Annotated in this window: 18 protein-coding genes; all 18 read left to right on the top strand. The window is 62.4% G+C overall.

What is annotated here, in order from left to right:
* Positions 1–113: 113 nt before the first annotated feature.
* The 18 genes from mnxG to EJA70_RS20000 all read left to right on the top strand — a co-directional run bounded on the left by mnxG (position 114) and on the right by EJA70_RS20000 (position 21030).
* Positions 114–5951 carry a manganese-oxidizing multicopper oxidase MnxG gene (gene mnxG / locus EJA70_RS20085; RefSeq protein WP_158832993.1) on the top strand — a complete coding sequence of 1946 codons (5838 nt, stop codon included), beginning with the start codon at positions 114–116 and terminating at the stop codon, positions 5949–5951.
* Between the two features lie 590 nt (positions 5952–6541).
* A complete protein-coding gene (locus tag EJA70_RS20080) occupies positions 6542–8464 on the top strand; it encodes a YncE family protein (protein ID WP_158832991.1) in 1923 nt (640 codons plus the stop codon).
* A gap of 14 nt (positions 8465–8478) precedes the next feature.
* Positions 8479–9129 carry an SCO family protein gene (locus EJA70_RS20075; protein ID WP_158832989.1) on the top strand — a complete coding sequence of 217 codons (651 nt, stop codon included), beginning with the start codon at positions 8479–8481 and terminating at the stop codon, positions 9127–9129.
* Positions 9126–9746, top strand: a complete 621-nt coding sequence (locus EJA70_RS20070; protein ID WP_158832987.1) for an SCO family protein — start codon at positions 9126–9128, stop codon at positions 9744–9746. Before EJA70_RS20075 ends, EJA70_RS20070 begins: the two co-directional genes overlap by 4 nt.
* A 9-nt stretch (positions 9747–9755) precedes the next feature.
* Positions 9756–11306: an ABC transporter substrate-binding protein gene (locus EJA70_RS20065; RefSeq protein WP_158832985.1), complete on the top strand. Its 1551-nt coding sequence runs from the start codon at positions 9756–9758 to the stop codon at positions 11304–11306.
* Between the two features lie 15 nt (positions 11307–11321).
* Positions 11322–12083: a SurA N-terminal domain-containing protein gene (locus EJA70_RS20060; RefSeq protein ID WP_158832983.1), complete on the top strand. Its 762-nt coding sequence runs from the start codon at positions 11322–11324 to the stop codon at positions 12081–12083.
* A 219-nt stretch (positions 12084–12302) separates the two neighbouring features.
* Positions 12303–12833 (top strand): response regulator, encoded by a 531-nt coding sequence (locus tag EJA70_RS20055; RefSeq protein WP_008086646.1) that lies wholly within the window; start codon positions 12303–12305, stop codon positions 12831–12833.
* An 81-nt stretch (positions 12834–12914) separates the two neighbouring features.
* The gene (locus tag EJA70_RS20050; protein WP_158832981.1) at positions 12915–14621 is read left to right on the top strand and encodes a GspE/PulE family protein; all 1707 of its coding nucleotides are present in this window, start codon (positions 12915–12917) and stop codon (positions 14619–14621) included.
* Positions 14602–15405: a hypothetical protein gene (locus tag EJA70_RS20045; protein ID WP_158832979.1), complete on the top strand. Its 804-nt coding sequence runs from the start codon at positions 14602–14604 to the stop codon at positions 15403–15405. Before EJA70_RS20050 ends, EJA70_RS20045 begins: the two co-directional genes overlap by 20 nt.
* Before the next feature lies 1 nt (position 15406).
* Positions 15407–15952: a PilN domain-containing protein gene (locus tag EJA70_RS20040; protein WP_008086652.1), complete on the top strand. Its 546-nt coding sequence runs from the start codon at positions 15407–15409 to the stop codon at positions 15950–15952.
* The gene (locus EJA70_RS20035) at positions 15939–16487 is read left to right on the top strand and encodes a GspMb/PilO family protein (protein ID WP_158832977.1); all 549 of its coding nucleotides are present in this window, start codon (positions 15939–15941) and stop codon (positions 16485–16487) included. The genes EJA70_RS20040 and EJA70_RS20035 overlap by 14 nt, the downstream gene beginning before the upstream one ends.
* On the top strand, positions 16487–16999 hold the full coding sequence (locus EJA70_RS20030) for a hypothetical protein (RefSeq protein ID WP_158832975.1): 513 nt from the start codon (positions 16487–16489) through the stop codon (positions 16997–16999). The genes EJA70_RS20035 and EJA70_RS20030 overlap by 1 nt, the downstream gene beginning before the upstream one ends.
* Positions 16996–18843, top strand: coding sequence for a secretin N-terminal domain-containing protein (locus tag EJA70_RS20025; protein WP_158832973.1), 1848 nt, complete (start codon positions 16996–16998; stop codon positions 18841–18843). The genes EJA70_RS20030 and EJA70_RS20025 overlap by 4 nt, the downstream gene beginning before the upstream one ends.
* A gap of 2 nt (positions 18844–18845) precedes the next feature.
* Complete coding sequence (locus EJA70_RS20020; protein ID WP_158832972.1) at positions 18846–19319, top strand: type II secretion system protein; 474 nt, start codon at positions 18846–18848, stop codon at positions 19317–19319.
* A 5-nt stretch (positions 19320–19324) separates the two neighbouring features.
* Positions 19325–19699 (top strand): type II secretion system protein, encoded by a 375-nt coding sequence (locus EJA70_RS20015; RefSeq protein WP_007919395.1) that lies wholly within the window; start codon positions 19325–19327, stop codon positions 19697–19699.
* Positions 19674–20213, top strand: a complete 540-nt coding sequence (locus tag EJA70_RS20010; RefSeq protein WP_158832971.1) for a type II secretion system protein — start codon at positions 19674–19676, stop codon at positions 20211–20213. Before EJA70_RS20015 ends, EJA70_RS20010 begins: the two co-directional genes overlap by 26 nt.
* Positions 20210–20602, top strand: coding sequence for a curli production assembly/transport protein CsgE (csgE, locus tag EJA70_RS20005; protein ID WP_141126716.1), 393 nt, complete (start codon positions 20210–20212; stop codon positions 20600–20602). Before EJA70_RS20010 ends, csgE begins: the two co-directional genes overlap by 4 nt.
* Entirely contained in the window at positions 20599–21030 is a 432-nt protein-coding gene (locus tag EJA70_RS20000; RefSeq protein WP_064120104.1) for a curli assembly protein CsgF, read from the top strand. The genes csgE and EJA70_RS20000 overlap by 4 nt, the downstream gene beginning before the upstream one ends.
* Positions 21031–21033: the final 3 nt, after the last annotated feature.

Here is a 21033-nt window from a genome sequence, read left to right as displayed (position 1 = left end):
AAGTCGTCGCGGTAACTGATTGAACGCTAATGCAATTTTTTGTGGCACGCGGATTGCTCCGAGGCATTTGTCGAGAAGTGTTCCCAAGAGCACCCACTACGAGGTTACTGATCATGGTTGGCTTTCATCACGCTCCGTCTCTATTGAACTGGCTGCTGATTCTGGCCTCGATGCTCAGCGTCGAGCTGGCCGGCGCGGCCGTACGTTGCGAGCGCAACCTGGTGGCCAACGTCGTCGCCTTCGATCAACCGCTGATGTTCAACCGCCTCGGTGCGCAGAACATCAACGGCATGATGTTCGCCCTGCGCCGCGACGTGGTGGATGACCGCAACATGTCGCTGGCCTACGGCGGTTCAGCGGTGCCGGGCAAGGTTTCGCTGCGCCCGGACAAGCGGCCACGGCCACTGGTGTTGCGCGTGGCGGCGGGTGATTGCCTGACGATCAATCTGCAAAATCTGCTCGACTATCAGGCCAACCCGAACAAGCACTTCGAGAATGAAGGTGAAGAAGAGGAGGGCGTGGAAAACGCCAACGCGGCTGAAGACTTCAAAGTCGATGAGCAAGTCGCTGATCGTCACGTCGGTTTCCAGGTCAATGGCCTGCAAGCGGTGAACAGCATTGATGACATTTCTTCGTTCACCGGGCGTAACGCCAACACCTTGGTGCCGCCGGGTGCGAGCCGTTCTTACACCCTGTACGCTGAGCGTGAAGGCGCGTTTGCTGTCAGCAGCCGTGGTGCGACGTTTGGCGGCGAGGGCGCGGCCGGCAACGTCGCCAATGGCTTGTTCGGCCAGGTTGTCGTCCTGCCCAAGGGCGGTCGCACCTATCGCAACACCCTCACCGAAGAAGAAATGCGCCTGGCCACCACGGGCCACGCACCCACCGGTCAACCGATCGTTGATTACCAGGCGCGCTACCCGCAGCGCGAACCGTGGTTACGCGAAGGCAAGGCCGGTACGCCAATCATCGGCATGGTCGACGGCAATGAAATCATTTCCAGCGAAAGCGACGCCATCGTCATGGGCAGCAACGCCGACGGCAGCTTCCCGCCCAGCACCTATCCGCTGGAGTCGATGGGCAAACGCAACCCGGCAATCCCCAATCGACTGGAAGCGTTCCGCGATTTCGCCTCGCAATTCCAGGATGAAACCGCCGCCACTCAAGCGTTTCCAGCCTATTGGGCCGACCCGGTGATGGCTCATGTGCTGGAGCCGACTCGCGACTCGTTCATGATCAACTACGGCTCAGGTGGCATGGGCGCCGAAGTGGTGGCCAACCGTTTGGGCGTCGGGCCGATGCACGACTGCCTGTCCTGCGCCTACGAAGAATTCTTCCTCAGCTCGCACACCGTCGGCGACGTGGCGATGCTGGTCGACGTACCGGCCAACGCCGGGCTTGAGAACATCGCCCCTGGCCAGACACCACGCGCTGATCAGATCGGTGTGAAAGCGACCATGGCGCTGTATCCGTCGGAGCCATCGAACGTCAACCACAGCTACATCGGTGACTTCGTCAAATTCCGCAACACCCACAACGGCCATGAGCAGCACATCTTTCACTTGCACGGCCATCAGTGGCTGTTCAACCCCAACGACGACAACTCCGATTACGTCGATGCCCAGGGCATCGGCCCGGGCGCCGGTTACACCTATGAAATCGCCAACGGCGGATCGGGCAACCGCAACCGCGTGGCCGGCGATGCGATCTATCACTGCCATTTTTATCCGCACTTTGCCCAAGGCATGTGGGCCATGTGGCGGGTGCACGATGTGTTCGAAGAAGGCACCCGGCTCGACGTTTCCCAGCAAGGCGCCGACGGTTATCACAGCGAACCGTTTGCCCTGCGCAGCGGTAAACCGGCGACCGGCGCACGCGCCTTGCCTGATGGCGAAATCGTCGCCGGCACACCGATTCCAGCGATAGTGCCGCTGCCGGGCAAAGCCATGGCACCGATGCCGGGCAAAGTCGTGGTCGTGCCGAAAATCGGCGAAACCCTGATCGCCGGCAATGATGACGACGAGAATGAAGAAGAGGGCGATGACGACGGTGAGCACCATGGCGGCAATGCCGGTGGTCAAGCCATCGGTTCGCTGGCGCTGGTTGATCGCAGCGAAGCCAACCGCAATGCCGACGGCAGCCTGAAAAACCCTGGCTATCCGTTCTGGATCGGCGGCATGGAAAGCTCGGTCGGCCAACGTCCACCCACTCCGCCGCTGGACATGCTCGACGCCGCCACCGCGCAATCGCTTAAGGCCAGCGGTAAAGCGCTGTGGGCCAACCTCGACCCGGCGCAATCCGGTGGCTGGAATGGCGGCTTGCAGCGTCATACCCTCGACGGCGTCTCGGCCGGTGGCGAAGCGCACACTGTGACCACCTCGCTGGACTTCTCCAAGGAAGTCACCCGCGCCAAACCGATTTACCTGCCGGAAGAAGGCACCGAAGTCGAACAAGCCGCGATGTCTTTCCACGCGAAAAAAGACCATCCAAGCTATGCCTTGTTGCCCGGCAATCAAGTGGTGGCCAAGGCTTTCCGTACCAATGGTGCCTTGCCGATGGCCGGTGCGCCGTACTACGAACCGTGCATGGACGACCGGCAAAAACGCCTGACCAGCAGCGCCGGCAGCGGTGAGTTTGCCAGCGGCGAGCGCATCGACGGCATGTCCTTTGTCGGCGCCTCAAGCTTCACCGCCGACCGCCCACGCATCTACAAAGCTGCCAACATTCAGTTCGACGCGGTGTACAACAAGGTCGGCTATCACTTCCCGCAGGCGCGCATTCTCGCGCTGTGGGAAGACGCCTGGCCGGTGATCACCAAGCAGCGTCCGCCAGAACCGCTGGTGATGCGCATGAACACTTTCGATTGCGTGCAGTACCAGCAAACCAACCTGGTGCCGGCCACCTATGAGATGGACGACTATCAGGTGCGCACGCCGACCGATGTGATCGGTCAGCACATTCACCTGCCGAAGTGGGACCTGACCTCGGCGGACGGCTCGTCCAACGGCTGGAACTACGAGGACGGCGTGCTCTCGCCCGGCGCCGTGCAGGAACGCATTCACGCCATTCGCGAGTTCAACCAATGCGCCGGCACTGATCCGCGCGACGGCACCCAGGCCTGCCCGAAAGCCAAGAACCATCCGTTCTTCGGCCAGTACGGCCGCGCCGATTGGCTCGGTGCGCGCACGGCGATGCAGCGCTGGTTCGTCGATCCGGTGGTCAACGCCAAAGGCGTCGATCGCGGCCTCGGCACCATTTTCACCCACGACCACCTGGGCCCATCGACGCATCAGCAGATTGGTCTGTACGCCACCGTGTTGGCGGAACCGGCCGGTTCGACCTGGTTCCACGCCGAAACCGGTGAGCCTCTGTACAGCGGCGCGCGTCAGGACGGCGGGCCGACCTCGTGGCAAGCGGTGATCAATACCGGCGACCTTGATGGCGACGGCAAGAACGACAGCTTCCGCGAGTTCTTCCTCGAGTACAGCGACTTCCAGCATGCCTATGAAGCTGGCGTCTATGTCGGTGCCGGCCCTAACGGTGTGCCAAATGCGCAAGCGTTCCCGGCCACCGCTGACAGCTTCCGCTACGCGATCAATCCGCCGGTGCGTAACAACGCCAGCAACTTGCTTGAAGGCGTGCTGGAAGTGCAGGGCGGTCAGGTCCCGGGCTGCCCGAGCCGGCCATGTCCGCAGGCAATTTCGGTGGATGATCCGGGCATGTTCGTCGTCAACTATCGCAACGAACCGCTGGCCCTGCGCGTGTACGACCCGAACAAGGTCGGCCCGGACGGCAAGCGTGGCATGCAGGCTGACGGCCTCGGTGGCGATCTGTCATTCGCCATGCAAAGCCGCACCGACCGCGCAATTCCGGCGATGAACCTGGCGCCGAATCTGCTCACCGCCGCCACCGGCCCAACCGGCGGCACCACGCTGTTTCCGCCGCACATCAACAAGGGTGGCGCTGAACCGGGTGACCCGTTCACACCGATGCTGCGCACCTACACCGGCGACAACGTGCGGCTGCGGGTGCATGCCGGCGGCCATGAAGAAGAGCACAACGTCACCCTGCACGGTGTGAAATGGCTGCAGAGCGGTTCCGGGTTCGGCAACAGCTCCAACTCCGGCTGGCGCGCCTCGCAGATGATCGGCATCTCCGAGCAGATGGGCTTTATTGCGCCGGTGTCGATGCTCTCCAGTTCCGCTGCGACAACGGGTGATTATCTGTACTCGATGGACGCTTCGATCGAAGGCTACTGGAGCGGTATCTGGGGCGTGATGCGCAACTACACCGCCAAACGCGCCGACCTGTTCGCCATCCCCAACAACCCGAATCCGGCGGGCATGCGCAACACCGTGGCGTTCGAGGGCAGTTGCCCGCGGATCAGTGCCAACCCCAATGGCATCGGTACGCGGCCGACGGTACAGCGCAACTATGAAGTGGTGGCGGCGCTGGCCAACGACATCCTCGGCAACTCGCTGGGCCTGACCATCGGCGATCCCGAAGGACTCGGGCAGCATGTCGGCGGGCCGCTGAATCCGGCGGGTGGCACCCTGGTGCTGAACTCGCGCACGGTGAGCATTCCACAAGTCACCGTGACCGATCCGGAGGATGGCGAAACCATCACCATTGGCGGACAGAGCGGGCCGCTGCATGATCCGACCGCGATCCTGTACGTGCGTAAATCCGATCTGGATCCGCTCAGCGGCAAGCTGAAACCCGGCATCCCGGTTGAACCGCTGGTGCTGCGTGCGGCGGCAGGGGATTGCATCAACATCACCCTGGAAAACCGTCTGCCGAGTGTCATGCCTGACCTGACCCAGACGGCGGTGATGCAAGGCATGGTCAAGCGTGATCGCAACAGCGGGCTGGGCTCGACCACCTTCAGCAACAACCTGATGCGGCCGTCCAGCCACGTCGGCCTGCATGCGCAATTACTGGCGTACGACATCACTAAATCCGACGGTGCCAACGTCGGCGCCAACCCGATCCAGACCGTGCCACCGCGCGTCGGCAACAGCGGCGCGTACCCGACCCGTACCTATCAGTACTACGCCGGGCATCTGGAGCGTGAAGGCAAACCGGTGACTCAACTGGGTCGCAGCGTCGACAACATCAACGCCACGGCAGTGGAGTTCGGCGGCTTGAACATCACCCCGGCGGACGTGATCAAGCAGCCGCAAAAAGGTCTTGGCGGGGCGATGAGTATTCTGCCGATCGGCGCGACCTGGGTTGACGATGCACGCAAGGTCAACGCAACGGTGACGGCGCCTGGGCAGACCAGCTACCGCGACTTCGCGATGGTCTGGCACAAGGCGTTGAACACTCGTTGGGCCAATGGCCGGCCGGTGGAAGGAATTGCCGCTGAAGGCTTCGGCGTGCCGACCGATCCGCAGGACAACTCGAGCATGGCGATCAACTACAAGACCGAGCCGCTGTGGTATCGCTTCGGCCTCGCCCCCGACGCACCGTTTGGTCACGCCGATGGCGCGGGTTATGGCGACATGGTCAATGCGCACATGGCTTACAGCAATGCGTTGGTGGGTGGCGATCCGCAGACGCCGGTGCTCTATGCCAAACCGGGGCAGCCGTTCCGTACGCATATTTTGATGCCGAGCGGTGGCAGTCGCGGCACCACGTTCCAGCTCGACGGGCACGTCTGGTCGGTGAACCCGTTCCAGGCCGAGAAGAGCGATGTCGGTGGTTATCCGATGGGCACGCCGGGCGTGGGCTCGGTGCGCTTCGGCTACAACCCGATGTCGATGTACATCGGCGCCCACGAAAGCATCCTGCCGGCCGCGCACTTCAGCTTCATGATCCCGAGCGCCGGCGGCAGCAACGCGATCCCCGGCGACTACCTGTTCCGCGACTACGCGGCCTACGGCAACACCTCCGGATTATGGGGACTGCTGCGCGTAACCAACGAACCGGAACCGGCACCGCAGGGGCAGTAGAAGCAGGTGCAACGACAACATGCCTGTGGATGCAAATCCTTGTGGGAGCTGGCTTGCCAGCGATGAGGTCGGCACAGGCGCCATTGATGTGACTGGAAGGGCGCCATCGCTGGCAAGCCAGCTCCCACAGGGGCTGCGGTGGGCAGTGAGATAGGCGGGATGAATGCAAAACCTGTGGGAGCTGCGGTTCGACGATTCGACTTGCCAGCGATGACGGCGGCACAGGCGCCATTGATGTGACTGGAAGGACCCCATCGCTGGCAAGCCAGCTCCCACAGGGGCTGTGGTTGGTAGTGAGGATGGCGGGATGAATGCAAAACCTGTGGGAGCTGCGGTTCGACGATTCGACTTGCCAGCGATGAGGTCGGCACAGGCGCCATTGATGTGACTGGAAGGGCGCCATCGCTGGCAAGCCAGCTCCCACAGGGGCTGTGGTTGGTAGTGAGGATGGCGGGATGAATGCAAAACCCATGTAGGCCTTCGCCTGCTCGCGATTGGGGCTACTCGGTTTCGGAGGGTGCGGCGGATGACGCCATCGCGAGCAGGCGAAGGCCTACAGGGAATGAGTTTGCAAATGAGGGGAGGGTGGTATGAACAGGATCATCAACATCATCGGTATTTGCACGCTGGCCATGGCCGGGGCGCTGCTGACGCTGAGTGAAATTGCGTTGGCGCAGACCGGCGGGGGGCAGACGCTGAACCGTGATGGTGTGGCGGTGGATTTCGATCTCAAGCCACTGGCCGCCGACGGCAAACTGCGTGAAGGCGAGTTCGCCGATGTGCAGTTCCGCATCAGCGACAGCGCTTCCGGCCAGCCTCTGTCCGGCGTGGCCCCGGGTGCCTGGGTCGATCCGCAAACCCTCGCTGCCGATAAGGCCCAGGGCCGCGACCAGAGCTGCAAAGCCCGGGTCGGGGTGTTCCTCAAGTCCAACATCGGCGCGCGGCCGTTGCTCGACCTCAACAGCTATTTCCTGCTGGTGATGAACCGCGACGCGAGCATCGCCGTGGTTGATCCATCGGTATCAGTCGGCGGCATCACCAGCACCCTCGCGCGGATCGAACTCAAGCAACCGCCGATGGATTGGGTCACGCCCAAAGACAACAAACGCGTATTCGTTTCGATGCCGACAGCCGGTGAAGTGGCAGTGATCGACAGTGAACAATTCAAAGTCATCGACTCGATCAGCGCCGGAAGCCAACCGGTGCGGGTGGCGCTGCAACCGGATGAACGCCTGCTCTGGGTCGGCAACAACGCCAGCAAACCTGCAGACTCCGGCGTCACCGTGATCGACAGCCAAAGCCTCAAACCCCTCAAATATTTGCAGACCGGTCGCGGCCACCACGAAATCAGCTTCAGCAAAGACAGCCGCTTCGCCTTCGTCAGCAACCGCGACGACGGCACCGTCAGCGTGATCGACATCGCCAGCCTGAACATCGTCCAGCAGATCAAAACCGGCTCCCATCCTCTTTCAGTCGCCTACTCGGCGCTGTCCGGCGCCGTCTACGTGGCCGATGGCAAGGACGGCACCGTCACCGTGATCGACGCCAGCACCCACGCCATTCGCCGGGTCATCAAACTGCAACAAGGTCTCGGCCCCATGGGATTCAGCGCCGACGGCCGCTTCGGCGTGGTACTCAATACCGTGGAAAACCGCGCCAGCGTCATCGATGCCGCCACCAACAGCGCCATCCATGATCTGGAAGCCAGCGCCGAACCCTACCAAGTGGTGTTCACCCAGGCTTACGCGTACATCCGCGGACTCGCTTCACCGAAAGTCACCATGATCAACCTGTCCTCGCTCGGCGAAGGTCGCCAACCGATCAGCCAGGGTTTCGAAGCCGGCCCGCAAGCACCGCGCCTGGCCGGGGACTTGCCGCTGGCCTCCAGCCTCGCGGTGTCGCGCGATGACAACGCGGTGTTCGTGGTCAACCCGGTGGACAACACCACCTACTTCTACGCCGAAGGCATGAACGCGCCGATGTCCGGTTACCCCAACCGTGGCCAGATCGCCCGCGCTGCCATGGTCATTGATCGCAGCCTGCGCGAAGTCTCGCCGGGCCTGTACAGCGCACGGGTGAAACTGCCGGCAGCGGGGCGTTTCGACGTGGCGTTCCTGCTCAATCAACCGAACATCATTCACTGCTTTACCGCGCAGATTGATAGCGACGGCAAACAGCCAAAACATCTCGGCCAGCCGAAAGTCGAGTTCCTCCTCGACAAGACTGCCGTAGCGCTCAACGACCCCTACGTCGTGCGCTTCCGCATCGTTCAGGGCAAAGACAAAACCCAACGCAGCGGCGTCAAAGACGTGCAACTGCGCTACTACCTCGCGCCCACCTCGCATCCGCGTGAAGTGGCGGCGCTGGAAGTCGCCGACGGCGTGTATGAGGCGCCAATCACCCTCGACCGCAGCGGCGCCTGGTACCTGCATGTGCGCGCGGCATCGCTGGGCGCCGCTTTCGATGACAAGACCTTTGCCAGTGTTCGGGTAGCCCCCGGCCAGGCCCGTTGAAGAGGAGTTTCGACATGAACCGATTTGCATCCAGTGGCCTGCTGACCCTGTGCCTGTTGAGCCTCGGCGTTCAACACGCCAACGCCCATTCGGCGGACGAACACGCCGGGCACAAAGCCCCCGCCAGCAGCACGCAAGAACACACCCAGGTGAAATTCGCCAACGTGCCGCTACTCGACCAGACCGGCAAAACCGTGCGCCTCGAACAAGACCTGGTGCAGGGCAAAATCGTTGTCATGAGCTTCATCTACACCAGTTGCACCACGGTCTGCCCGGTGGTCTCTTCGATCATGGGCAAGGTGCAGAAACAGCTCGGCGCGCGGGTCGGCAAGGAAGTGCAACTGGTGTCGATCAGCATCGACCCGCAACGCGACGACCCGAAACGCTTGCAGGATTATGCGCGCGCCTTCCAGCGCGGCCCGGGCTGGAGCTGGCTGACCGGTTCGCCACAGTCGATCAATGAAACCCTCAAGGGCCTGGGCAGTTTCAGTGGCGACCTGAAGAGTCATCAACCGCTGATCCTCGTCGGCGACGGCGACAGCCGCCACTGGATGCGCTACTACGGCTTCACCGATCCGGCGTTGCTGGCCAAGGAAGTGGAAAAACTCAGCGGCCTGCGCACCCACGCCAAACACACCGCCATCGCCATGGAGCAACAGCCATGAGACTGCTCGACTGGATCTCCCTGACCGTATGTTTCTGGATTCTCAGCAACGTCGCGCTGGCCCACGAAGGTCACGTTTCAGAACCGCCAGCCGCTATGGCTGCCGCGCCGGCCAAAGGCACCCACGACGCGAAAACCTGGTTCACCGACACGCCGTTGCAGGATCAGAATGGCGAGACCCTGCGCTTCTACAGCGATGCACTGCAAAACCGCATCGTTCTGCTCAACGTGATTTTCACCAGTTGCAACGATGCCTGCCCGCTGATCACGCAAAAGCTCAAGGAAGTCCGCGAGCTGTTGGGTGACAAGGCGCAAGACATCACCTTCATTTCCCTTACCAGTGACCCGCTGCGCGACACGCCGGCGGTGCTCAAGGCTTACACCTTGAAGCAGGGTTCCGATGACCCTCATTGGCTTTTTCTTACCGGCGACAAGGCGCAGATGGATCTGGTGCTGAGTCGCATCGGCCAGATCGTGCCGACGCCCGAGCAGCACTCGACGCAGTTGATCGTTGGGGATGTCGCCAACAAACGCTGGAGCAAAATTCGCCCCGACGCCCCGGCCGCCGCCATTGCCCAGCGCTTGCAGTTGCTGACAATGCCCGTGGCCGGTCGCTGAGCCCGCGCCATGAACCGCTGCCGCGTACTCGCCCTGATCTTGCTCGCTGGCCTCAGCCTTGGCGCGGGTGCTGCGCCGCTGACCCCGGAAGAGGCGGCGGGCAAGCGCCTGTATCGTCAAGGTCTCTCGGCCAGCGGCGAAGCGATCATGGCGCGGGTCGGCGCGGCGGATGTGTTGCTGCCGGCGACCAGCCTGCCGTGCGCCAATTGCCATGGCGCCGATGGCCTCGGTCGGCCCGAAGGCGGGGTGCGTCCGCCGCCGCTGAACTGGGCTCGACTGACCAGCACGTATGGCCAGCAACAGGTCAACGGGCGTAGCTATCCGGCGTACACCGAAAACACGCTGGCGACGGTCATCGAGCAGGGCCGCGATCCCGGCCACAATCGCCTCGACCCGAGCATGCCGCGCTTTGTGCTGTCGATGAAGGATCAGCGCAACCTCACCGCCTATCTCAAACGCCTGGCCGATGAGCGTGATCCCGGCCTTGAGGCGCAAACCTTGCACCTCGGCACCTTGCTGCCCAGCCAAGGGCCGCTGGCCGAGGAGGGCATGACCGTGGCAGCGGTGCTCAATGGCAGTGTTGCGCGGATCAATCAGGCCGGTGGCATACACGGCCGGCAACTGCGCCTGACGGTGATCGATCCCGGCCCGGATCGCGCCAGCGCCGAGCAAGCCCTGCAGCAGTTGATCGAGCAAGAACAAGTGTTCGCATTGATCGCGCCGCTGGCGCCGGCCCTCGACAGCGAACTGGGAATGCGTCTGGAACAGGCCGGCGTGCCGCTCATCGGCGCGCTGTCGTTGCTCGGCTCGATGCAGGCCAGTCCGCAGATTTTCGAGCCGTTGCCGGGCCTGCGCGAGCAACTGATCGCCTTGGCCGACTACGCCACGGCAAGCCTGCGCGTGCTGCAAGGGCCGACGCTGATTGCCTATCCGGACGACCCGTTGCAGGCGCAAGCGGCCACCACCCTCGCTGGATACTTGCAGGAACACGGCTGGCAGAAAGTCCATCTGCAAGCCTACGACCCGGCGGCGGAGGCGCTGCCGTTGGGCTCGCGCTCGGTGTTTTATCTGGGCAATGGTGGCGGTTTCGGGCGTCTGGCAACGAGGCTGCAAAGCGCCGGGCAAGTACCGTATCTGTTCGCCGCTTCGAGCCAGGTTGCGGGTGAGTTGCTGCAAGTGCCGGAGGGATTTTCCCGGCGGGTGTTTCTCGCTTATCCATTCGTGCCCAGCGACTGGACCCAAACCGGGCGCATGGCCCTGACGCTGCTGCGCGAAGGCCAGGGCCTTGGCGCCCAGCACGCGGTGCTGCAAGTCGGCGCCTACGCCTCGATGCTGCTGCTCAGCGAAGGCATGAAACAGGCTGGCCGCGACGCCAGCCGCGAGAAACTGGTGGCGGCGCTGGAAGGCCTGCACGACTTCGACACCGGCCTGACCCCGCGCCTGAGTTTCGGCCCCGGCCGCCGCCTCGGCCTGAACGGCGCGCACGTGGTCACCGTGGATTTGCCCGATCAGCGTTTCTATCTGGTCGCGTCTTATAAACCGATTGTTGCCAGCCCCTGAACGGAGGGCCCGATCATGAAACGCACAACGCTGATCTTGCTGCTGAGCTGTTGGCTGCCACTGGCGTGGGCCAACAACGAACCGGCCGTGGCGCGGGTCAACGGCGAGGAAATCTCCGGGTTTCGTTTCGAGCGCTTCTTCGCCGAATACCTGGAAGATCAGGGCCGCGCCGTGGCGAGCATTCGCAATCCCAAAGCTTACAAACAGCTGCGCCAAACAGCGCTGCAAACGCTGATCGACAAGGAGCTGCTGTGGCAAGAGTCGCAGAAACGCGGGGTGCAGATCGACCCGCACAGGGTGCTTCAGCAGGTTGAGCAGACCCGCAGCGCCATCGGCGGTACGGACAAATTCCTCCGCCGCTTGCAGGACGCCGGTTTCGACGAGGCTTCTTTCACCGAGTACACCCGCCGCGAACTGGCGGCGCAGCAGGTGTTCGCCGAGTTGATCCGGGCGAACACTTTGCAACCCCGGCATCAACTGATCCGCGTACCCGCGCACGCCGATGCAGCCACAGATGCTGCGGCGCGTCTACGCTTGATGCAAATGCGCGACTCGATAGTCGACGGCGCCACGTTTGCCAGCCAACCGGTGCGTTCACCGTTTGGCTGGCACCTGATTTATTTGCCGAACCACTTGGAGACCGTCGATGTCCCAGATTTGCAGGGGCTGGATTCAGTCAGGGCACAGCTCGCCCGACAGCAACAGACCCAGGCTCGTCGTCAGGTGCTCGCGCAATTACGGGTGCAGAACAGGATCGAACGAATTGACGACGACTGAAGGTTCCCCCCCAATAGTGGGGAATGGCTTCGATGCCCATTCAGGTGCTTCCCCGTTTCTGGGGAACGGGGTACCGGGACGAGCGGGCATTGTCATTAATTTCAAGGACATGAAGAGATAAAATTACCGGCACTCAGCCTGGCATGAAGTGTGCGTTACCACGTGTAAGGCGCACTCTCAGGGCGGGGTCATCGGACCTGCTGTTTCAAGGAGTCGACCTTGGTTAACAAAGTACTGGTTGTCGAAGACGAACAGCTGCTTGCACAAAACCTTCAGGATTATCTGTCGGCGCAGGGGCTGGACGTCCGGATTGCACATGACGGAGCGACGGCTATCGGTTTGGCCGAAACCTTTGCCCCCGACGTGCTGGTGTTCGATTACCGCTTGCCCGATATGGAAGGCTTTGAGGTGCTCGACGCAGTCCGCCAGAACAGGACGTGCCATTTTGTGCTGATAACGGGTCACCCGACCGCTGAAGTCTGTGAGCGGGCGCGGCAACTGGGGGTCAGCCACATCCTGTTCAAACCGTTTCCATTGGCGGAACTGGCCCGAGCGGTCTGCGACCTTCTTGGCATCAAGCGTGAAGCGAAACCCGGTGCGAGCCCTTCCGAGGGCTTTGTCGAACGACGCCAGAGCAGGACCGAGAGCTTCCCGTTGCAGTTGTACGATGGCAGTTGGGTGTTGGCGGATCGGCGACGACAGTTGCACGCCATGGCACCGGACGACGATCAAATGCTCACCGGGGAGTAATGGCGCGAACAGACGTTCCGGCACTTGCCGCCAAGGTTTGCCGCGCCGACAGGGCTCTGAGCCCCGGTTGGAGAGCAAGCCATGGAACGTCTGTCCGTTGTCGTCGAACCGCTGTTGGCCGAAAGCGCCCCCGCGCGCTTTTCCAGTGAACAGCTTGCCCAGGCCCGGGCGCGGGCCGCCACCTCTGGCGAACGCGTGCTTGAAGCCCTCGGCGTACTCTGTGAACTGGCGCCGATGCCGTTCATTCACACCCTCGGCGCCACCCTGCATTACCCGGTGCTCGACACCGACAGCCTGTTTGCCGCGACGCCGGTGTTCGACCGGGTCACCCTCGCACAATGCCTGAAACGTGAATTCATCCTGCTGCGCCACAACGACGAAGTCATCGGCGTGTTTGCCGACCCCTTCGACCCGGCGCGGCTGGCCTGGATCGACGACTGCCTGCACGGCGCGCCGCTGCATCTGGTCCACGCCGATGACCTCAAGGCCTATCTGGCCCGCCACGAAGAAAGCTTCCACGCCGTCGAATCGCTCAACGCCCAAGGCGACACCCACCACGAGATCGATACCCTGCAAAGCCTGTCGCTGACCAGCATCAGCGAAGACGCCAGCAGCGTGGTGAAACTGGTCAACTCGACCCTCTACGACGCGCTGAAAATGCACGCCAGCGACATCCACCTCGGCACCACCGGCAACGGTCTGGTGATCAAGTACCGCATTGACGGCGTGCTCAACAACATCAGCAAGGTCCAGGGTACGGAGTTCTCCGAGCAGGTGATCTCGCGGGTCAAGGTCATGGCTGAGCTGGACATCGGCGAGAAACGCGTGCCCCAGGACGGTCGCTTCAAGATCGGCATCAGTGGCCGCCAGATTGATTTTCGTGTGTCGATCATGCCGAGCATCTTTGGCGAAGACGCGGTACTCCGCGTGCTGGACAAACAGGATCTGGCCGATAAGGTCTGCGGCGTGCAATTGCAGGCGCTGGGCTTTGAAGATGAAACCCTGCGCCAGTTGCGCCGGCTCGCCGCCGAACCCTACGGCATGGTGCTGGTCACCGGCCCGACCGGCAGCGGCAAGACCACCACGCTGTACGCGATGATCACCGAGATCAACCACGGCGTGGACAAGATCATCACCATCGAAGACCCGGTCGAATATCAGTTGCCGGGGGTGCTGCAAATCCCGGTCAACGAGAAAAAAGGCCTGACCTTCGCCCGGGGTTTGCGCTCAATACTGCGCCACGACCCGGACAAGATCATGGTCGGCGAAATCCGTGACCCGGACACCGCACAGATCGCCGTGCAATCGGCGCTCACCGGTCACCTGGTGTTCACCACCATCCACGCCAACAACGTCTTCGACGTGATTGGTCGCTTCACCCAAATGGAAATCGACCCCTACAGCCTGGTCTCGGCACTCAACGCGATTCTCGCCCAGCGCCTGATTCGCTTGGTCTGCGCCAGCTGCAGCGCGCCGGTCAATCCGAGCGATGAAGAGCTGCGCGCATCCGGCCTCGATCCGCAGAAAGTCGACCATTACCACTTCGTTCATGGCAAAGGCTGCGGCCATTGCCGGGGCAGCGGTTATCGCGGGCGCACGGCGATTGCCGAGTTGCTGCACCTCGACGACGAGCTGCGCCAGATGATCGTCGAGCGCCAACCGATCAAACAAATCAAAGCCCTGGCCTGCGCCCGTGGTTTGCGCCGGCTGCGCGAATCGGCGCTGGAGCTGGTGGAACAAGGTCGCACCACGCTGGAGGAGATCAATCGTGTCACTTTTATCGCGTGAGCGTTTTGTCGCCGTGCTCGGCGCCAGCGGTGTTGGCCTCGGTCAGCGGCGCGGCAGCGACATCCTGTGGCTGGGCAGCGTCGGGTACATCGACGAAGGCTTCCAGAGCTACGCAGTGGCGCTGGACACCCTCGACCGCCTGCTCGGTGAACATGCCCGCGCCGGTGCCGAACTGAGCGTGGTCATCTCCGGGCACTTCAGCCGCTTCTGCCTGGTGCCGTGGAGCGCGCAGATCAGCAGCCCTGAGGAACTGCGCGGCTTCGCCCAATTGTGTTTCGAAGACCTGTTTGGCGCGCCAAGCCAAGCCTGGAGTCTGGTGCTGTCCGCCGAACCGGCCGGTTACGACCGCATCGCCGGCGCTTTGCCGCAAGACTTGCTTGAACGCTTGCGGGTGCTGGTCAGCGCTCGCGGTTTGCGCCTGCGCTCGGTGCAGCCGTACCTGATGGCGGCGTTCAACCGCTTCGACAAAAGCCTCGATGCCGGCGACTTCCTCTTTGTTGTCGCCGAGCCGCAACGCAGTGTGTTGTTGCTGGCGAGGGAAGGGCGCTGGGCCGGTGTGCGTTCGGTCGGCGGCAGCGACAGCGATGCCGCGTTGAATGCCCTGATCGGTCGCGAACGGCAGCTGCAAGCCTCGACCAGCGAACGTGCGTTCAACGTGTATCTGCATGCGCCGGCGCGCCTCGATGCGCATCCGGACGTAGCGGGTGTGCAGTTGCGCACCCTTGAAGACGCCTCGATGACTGTGCGTGACGGCTTGTACGTCATGTCCCGGGCGGTGGCCTGAGATGCGCGCGCTCAATCTCGACTTCCAGCCGCGTCCTCGTTCCGGCCCGTTGGGTTGGAGTTTGCTCGGCGGCGGAGTGCTGCTGGCGCTGCTGTGCTTTGGCGTGCAACAGCACCTCGACGCGCACACCGAACAGCAACAGGGCCACCTGCAAACCACTCAGCGCCAGCTCACCGGCGACAACGGCGCCAAGTCCACCCTGAGCCCGGCGGAAACCCGCGAGCAGGCACAAAACCTCGCCGAAATGCGCAAGGTCTCGCAGCAACTGCGCCGCCCATGGGAACGCCTGTTCGCCATGCTTGAAGCGATGCCGCGCGATGACGTCGCGCTGCTCAGCCTGACCCCGGATGCGCGCAAAGGTCAGGTACGCATCAGCGCCGAGGCGCGGGATCTGCAAGCGATGCTCGATTTCCACAAACGTCTGGAAGCCAGCGACGAGCTGTCCGACGTCTCGCTGCTCAGCCACGAAATCGTCGTCAAATCGCCGGAGCAACCGGTGCAATTCAACCTGTCGGCGACTTGGGAGATGGGCGATGCGAATCCCTAGACTGATCGTCAACGAATACCTGCAAGGCCTCGGCATTCCGGGCCTGGCCGGGCTGGCGCTGCTGCTGGTCGCCGTGGCGTGGGCACTCGGCGGTTTGCTGCCGGGCTGGCAATCGTTGCAGCACTTGAGCCAGCAAACTCAGGAAGCCACCGAATACCTGGCCAAGGTTGAAGACGGCAGCATCGCGCCGCCGGTGGTGCCGCAACGTCAGCTCGACGACTTCCGCAATAAACTGCCGGCGCAGCCGCAGGCCACCGTCGCCATCGACCGCATCTACGCCCTCGCAGCGCAAGAACACATCACCCTGGCGCGCGGCGAATATGCGCTCGGCGTCGACCCGAAAACGCATCTGGCGCGCTATCAGATCCTTCTGCCAGTGCGCGGCAGCTACCCGCAACTGCGGCGCTTCGTGCACGCCTTGCTCGGCCAGTTGCCGGCGGTGGTGGTGGAAGACCTCGAGTTGCAACGCAAGAAAATTGGCGACACCGACCTCAATGGCCGGATCCGTATGACCCTTTACCTGTCGAGGTCGTGATGAATACCAAGCGCGTGACAGGTTGGTTGGCGTTCTTCGGCGTAGCGGCCGCGCTGGCGTGGTTGCCGGCGTATTTCTCGCCAAGCGAAGACATCGATTCCAATGAAGTGGCCGTCGCCACACCGGGGAAAACCCGGGGCGCGCTGCCGGCCAGCACCGCCAAGGCCAAAGATGCGCCGATCAAGGACTTGAGCCCGGCCGGTGATCTGTTCGCCGCCAAGAGCTGGAAGGCCGCGCCGACCCTGGCCACGGTCACCGAAATTGCCGTCAATCCCGCAACAGTGGTGCAAGCCCCGAGCCTGCCACCGGTGCCGTTTCAGTTCGTCGGCAGGCTGCACGACCGCAGCGACCTGCAAGTGTTTTTGCAGAACGGCGAAAAAATCTACGTCGTGCGCAACGGGGATGTGATCGACGACACCTGGAAGATCACCGGCATTTCCGATGTGGAATTGAGCCTGGTTTACCTGCCTTTGCATTTGTCGCAGACCCTGTCTGTGGGGAGTACGCAATGAACCGTTCCCGTTTGCTGATGAGCCTGGGCCTGTGTGCCGGGCTGGCCGCGTGCAGTTCTGCACAAGTGGCCAACAAGGAAGCCGCCGACCTGATTGAACAGGGTCAGTACGAGGCGGGTCTGGCGCGGATCGAGGAAGGTCTGCGTGAAAATCCTCGCGACACCGAATTGCACTTGCTGCTCAACAGCGGCCGGGCCAAGGCGATCACCGCGCTGCTGACTTCCGGCGACACCGATCGCTCGCGCCGCGACTTCGCCTCGGCGCGTATCGCTTACGCACGAGTGCTGACCATCGAGCCAAACAACCGCCGCGCCCAGGATGCCTTGAAGCAGATGGAATACCTGCGCAGCATGGACGAGAAACTCGAGCTGGCCCGTGGCGACCTGCGTCGCGGCGATATTTATGGCGCCGATCGTCAGGTCAAACAGATCCTCGAACTCGACCCGAACAACGACGGTGCGCTGGAGCTGCAAGGCAACATTCGTCTGGTGCAGAGCCGCAACGTGATTGCCTATCCGCAACTGCGCACCAAGCTTGACCGCCCGGTAACCCTGGAATTTCGCGACGCCAACCTGAAGACCATTTTCGAAGTGCTGTCGCAGGTTGCCGGGCTGAATTTCATCTTCGACAAAGACCTGCGCCCGGACATGAAAGCCACAATCTTCGTACGTGACGTGCGCATCGAAGACGCCGTGACCCTGCTGCTGCAACAGAACCAGTTGCACCAGAAAGTGGTGAACGAAAACACCTTGCTGATCTACCCGGATTCGCCGCAGAAAGTGAAGGATTACCAGGAACTGGTGATGCGCACTTTCTACCTGACCAGCATCGACGCCAACACCGCACTGAACATGGTGAAAACCATGCTCAAGACCCGCGATGTGTTCGTCGACGAACGCCTCAATACCCTGACCATGCGCGACACCGAAGACGCCGTGCGCATGGCCGAGAAACTCCTGCAATCGCAAGACCAGTCCAACCCGGAAGTGGTGCTCGAAGTGGAGGTGATGGAAGTCGCCACCCAGCGCATTCTCGACCTTGGCCTGCAATGGCCGAGCACCTTCGGCGTGGTCAACTCCGATGGTTCGCCGGTGACGCTGTTGGGCCAACTCAAGGGCATCAACTCTGACCGCATCTCCATCGGCCCATCGCCGCAAGCCAAGATCAACGCGCAGGACAACGACATCAACACCCTCGCCAGCCCGGTGATTCGCGTCAGCAACCGCGAGCAGGCGCGCATTCACATTGGTCAGCGCGTGCCGATCATCAGCGCGACTTCGGTACCGTCGACACAGGGGCCGGTGATCACTGAAAGCGTGACCTACCTGGATGTCGGTCTGAAGCTCGAAGTGACGCCCACCGTGCATTTGAACAACGAAGTGGCGATCAAGATTGCTCTCGAAGTGAGTAACGCCACGCCGCTGGAGCCGACCCGGCAGGGCACGATCCCGGTGCAGGTCGATACCCGCAACGCGCAAACCTCGCTGCGTCTGCACGACGGCGAAACGCAGATCCTCGCCGGACTGGTGCGCAACGATCACGGTGCTACCGGCAACAAGATTCCGGGCCTCGGCGACATTCCCGGGCTGGGCCGCTTGTTCGGCAGCAACAAAGACACCATCGGCAAATCCGAACTGGTGCTGTCGATCACCCCACGGATCGTGCGCAACCTGCCGTATCAGAGCCCGTCGGACATGGAGTTCTCCACCGGCACCGAAACCAGCATGCACATCCAGGCACCGGATCGTTCGCAGAGCTACGTGATGCCGTCACCGGCCGCGCAGCCGCGTGCCGTCGGTGAATCGGCCGTGGCCACCACCCGCGTCACTGTCGAGAAGCCTTGATCATGAACGCATCCCAACGCGGTTTCACCCTGATCGAAGTCGTGGTGACGCTGGCCCTGATCGGCCTGTTGGCGAGCATGGCCGCGCCACTGACCGAGACCCTGGTGCGGCGTGGCAAGGAGCAGGAATTGCGCAACGCGCTGTACCAGATTCGCGATGCTATCGATGCCTACAAGCGTGCCTTCGATGCCGGTTACATCGAGAAGTCGCTGAACAGCAGCGGCTACCCGCCGAACCTGAAAGTGCTGGTCGAAGGCGTGCGCGATGTGCGCAGTGCCAAAGGCGCCAAGTTCTACTTTTTACGCCGCATCCCGCGCGATCCGCTGGTGACGGCCAAACGTGATGATGAAGGGGGTTGGGGCGTGCGCGCCTACAACAGTTCGGCTCAAAACCCGCGCGATGGCGAGGACGTTTTCGACGTCTACTCCCACGCCCGGGGCAAGGGCCTCAACGGCATCGCCTACCGCGAGTGGTGAACCTCATGCGCCGGGAAAAAGGTTTTACCTTGCTGGAGCTGATGGTGGTAATGGCGATCATCGCCACGCTGATGACCATCGCGCTGCCGCGCTACTTCAACAGCCTCGAGGCGTCGAAGGAAACCACGCTGCGCCAGAGCCTGTCGGCGATGCGTGAGGCGCTGGATCATTTCTACGGGGATACCGGTCGTTATCCGGATTCCATTGAGCAACTGATCGAGCAACGTTACCTGCGCAATGCGCCACTCGATCCGATCACCGAACGCAAAGACCAGTGGGTGCTGATCGCGCCACCGGACGGTGTTGCCGGTGGTGTGGCCGACATCAAAAGCGGTGCTACCGGGAGGGCGCGTGATGGCAGCCAGTATTCCGAGTGGTAATCGTGCGCAGCAGGGTGGTTTCACTTACCTGGGCGTGCTGTTCCTGATTGTGGTGATGGGCATGGGTCTGGCCAGTGCTGGCGAATTGTGGTCGACCGCTTCGCGCCGCGACCACGAGCGTCAGTTGCTCTGGGTCGGCACTCAATACGCACAGGCGCTGCGCAGTTACTACCGCAGTTCGCCGGGGCTGGCGCAGTACCCGAAAGAGCTTGAAGACCTGCTCGATGATCAGCGTTTTCCTGAGGCTAAGCATCATTTGCGTCAGCTCTATCCGGATCCGATCGGTCAAGGTGAATGGGCGCTGCAACGCGGTTTTGACGGACGCATCACCGGCCTCAACAGCCCGTCGACCGAGCTGCCGTTGAAGCAGGCGGATTTCCCGACGCAGTGGTCGGATTTCGACGGCATGCAGCGTTATTCGGACTGGCAGTTCGTCGCTGAGAAAGCCTTTCTTGAAGGCACCAATGGCCCGGCCAAAGGCCAGTCGAATTTGCCGCAGGCGTTGCAGCCATGACTCGTCAGTGGTGGTGCGCGCTGATCTTTACCGCTGTGGCGTGCTGCGCCAGCGCCGGTGAAGAAGACGAAATGATGGGCTTCATCGTCGACGACACGATCTCGCACATCGGCCACGACTTTTACTACTCGTTCAGTGAACGCTTGCGCGACACCAGCCCGATGGATTTCAACCTGGTGGTGCGCGAGCGGCCCGACGCGCGCTGGGGCAGCCTGGTGACCGTGGAATATCAGCAACGCCTGGTTTATCGGCGCTTCCTGCCGCCGAACACCGTGGAACTGAAGGACGAGGCGTATGACGCCGCCGACTGGGTTCGACGCCAGGTTGTCCAGCGCAAGCTGGAGGCTCTGTTGCAGGACACCACCGACCTTGAGAAGGACGAACTATGAACAGCACAACGTTCTCACGGCGCAGCGGATTGTGGATCTCGGGGTTGTTGATCGGGCTCGCCAGCGCTGCCGCTGTCCAGGCCACTGAACTGGTCTACACGCCGGTCAACCCGTCGTTTGGCGGCAACCCGCTCAACGGCACCTGGTTGCTCAACAACGCCCAGGCGCAAAACGATCACGACGATCCGGATTTGAAAAGCCGTTCGAGCGTGGCCGGCACCTCGGCGCTGGAGCGCTTCACCAGTCAATTGCAATCGCGGCTGCTAGGGCAGTTGCTGGACAACATCTCCACCGGCAACACGGGGAGCCTGTCCACCGACTCTTTTATCGTCAACGTCATCGACGACTCCGGGGCACTGAGCATTGAAGTGACCGATCGAGCGACCGGTGAGGTTTCGGAAATTCAGGTGAACGGCCTCAACCCATGACGG

The sequence above is a fragment of the Pseudomonas sp. PB103 genome, from assembly GCF_009764635.1.
Classification (GTDB): Bacteria; Pseudomonadota; Gammaproteobacteria; order Pseudomonadales; family Pseudomonadaceae; genus Aquipseudomonas.
The sequence above is the reverse complement of the archived record's forward strand: the minus strand, read 5'-3'. Positions and strand labels throughout refer to the sequence as shown.

Coding starts and splice junctions, on each gene's coding strand:
- mnxG (WP_158832993.1), top strand. CDS start 114: ATGGTTGGCTTTCATCACGCTCCGTCTCTATTGAACTGGCTGCTGATT.
- EJA70_RS20080 (WP_158832991.1), top strand. CDS start 6,542: ATGAACAGGATCATCAACATCATCGGTATTTGCACGCTGGCCATGGCC.
- EJA70_RS20075 (WP_158832989.1), top strand. CDS start 8,479: ATGAACCGATTTGCATCCAGTGGCCTGCTGACCCTGTGCCTGTTGAGC.
- EJA70_RS20070 (WP_158832987.1), top strand. CDS start 9,126: ATGAGACTGCTCGACTGGATCTCCCTGACCGTATGTTTCTGGATTCTC.
- EJA70_RS20065 (WP_158832985.1), top strand. CDS start 9,756: ATGAACCGCTGCCGCGTACTCGCCCTGATCTTGCTCGCTGGCCTCAGC.
- EJA70_RS20060 (WP_158832983.1), top strand. CDS start 11,322: ATGAAACGCACAACGCTGATCTTGCTGCTGAGCTGTTGGCTGCCACTG.
- EJA70_RS20050 (WP_158832981.1), top strand. CDS start 12,915: ATGGAACGTCTGTCCGTTGTCGTCGAACCGCTGTTGGCCGAAAGCGCC.
- EJA70_RS20040 (WP_008086652.1), top strand. CDS start 15,407: ATGCGCGCGCTCAATCTCGACTTCCAGCCGCGTCCTCGTTCCGGCCCG.
- EJA70_RS20035 (WP_158832977.1), top strand. CDS start 15,939: ATGCGAATCCCTAGACTGATCGTCAACGAATACCTGCAAGGCCTCGGC.
- EJA70_RS20030 (WP_158832975.1), top strand. CDS start 16,487: ATGAATACCAAGCGCGTGACAGGTTGGTTGGCGTTCTTCGGCGTAGCG.
- EJA70_RS20025 (WP_158832973.1), top strand. CDS start 16,996: ATGAACCGTTCCCGTTTGCTGATGAGCCTGGGCCTGTGTGCCGGGCTG.
- EJA70_RS20020 (WP_158832972.1), top strand. CDS start 18,846: ATGAACGCATCCCAACGCGGTTTCACCCTGATCGAAGTCGTGGTGACG.
- EJA70_RS20015 (WP_007919395.1), top strand. CDS start 19,325: ATGCGCCGGGAAAAAGGTTTTACCTTGCTGGAGCTGATGGTGGTAATG.
- EJA70_RS20010 (WP_158832971.1), top strand. CDS start 19,674: ATGGCAGCCAGTATTCCGAGTGGTAATCGTGCGCAGCAGGGTGGTTTC.
- csgE (WP_141126716.1), top strand. CDS start 20,210: ATGACTCGTCAGTGGTGGTGCGCGCTGATCTTTACCGCTGTGGCGTGC.
- EJA70_RS20000 (WP_064120104.1), top strand. CDS start 20,599: ATGAACAGCACAACGTTCTCACGGCGCAGCGGATTGTGGATCTCGGGG.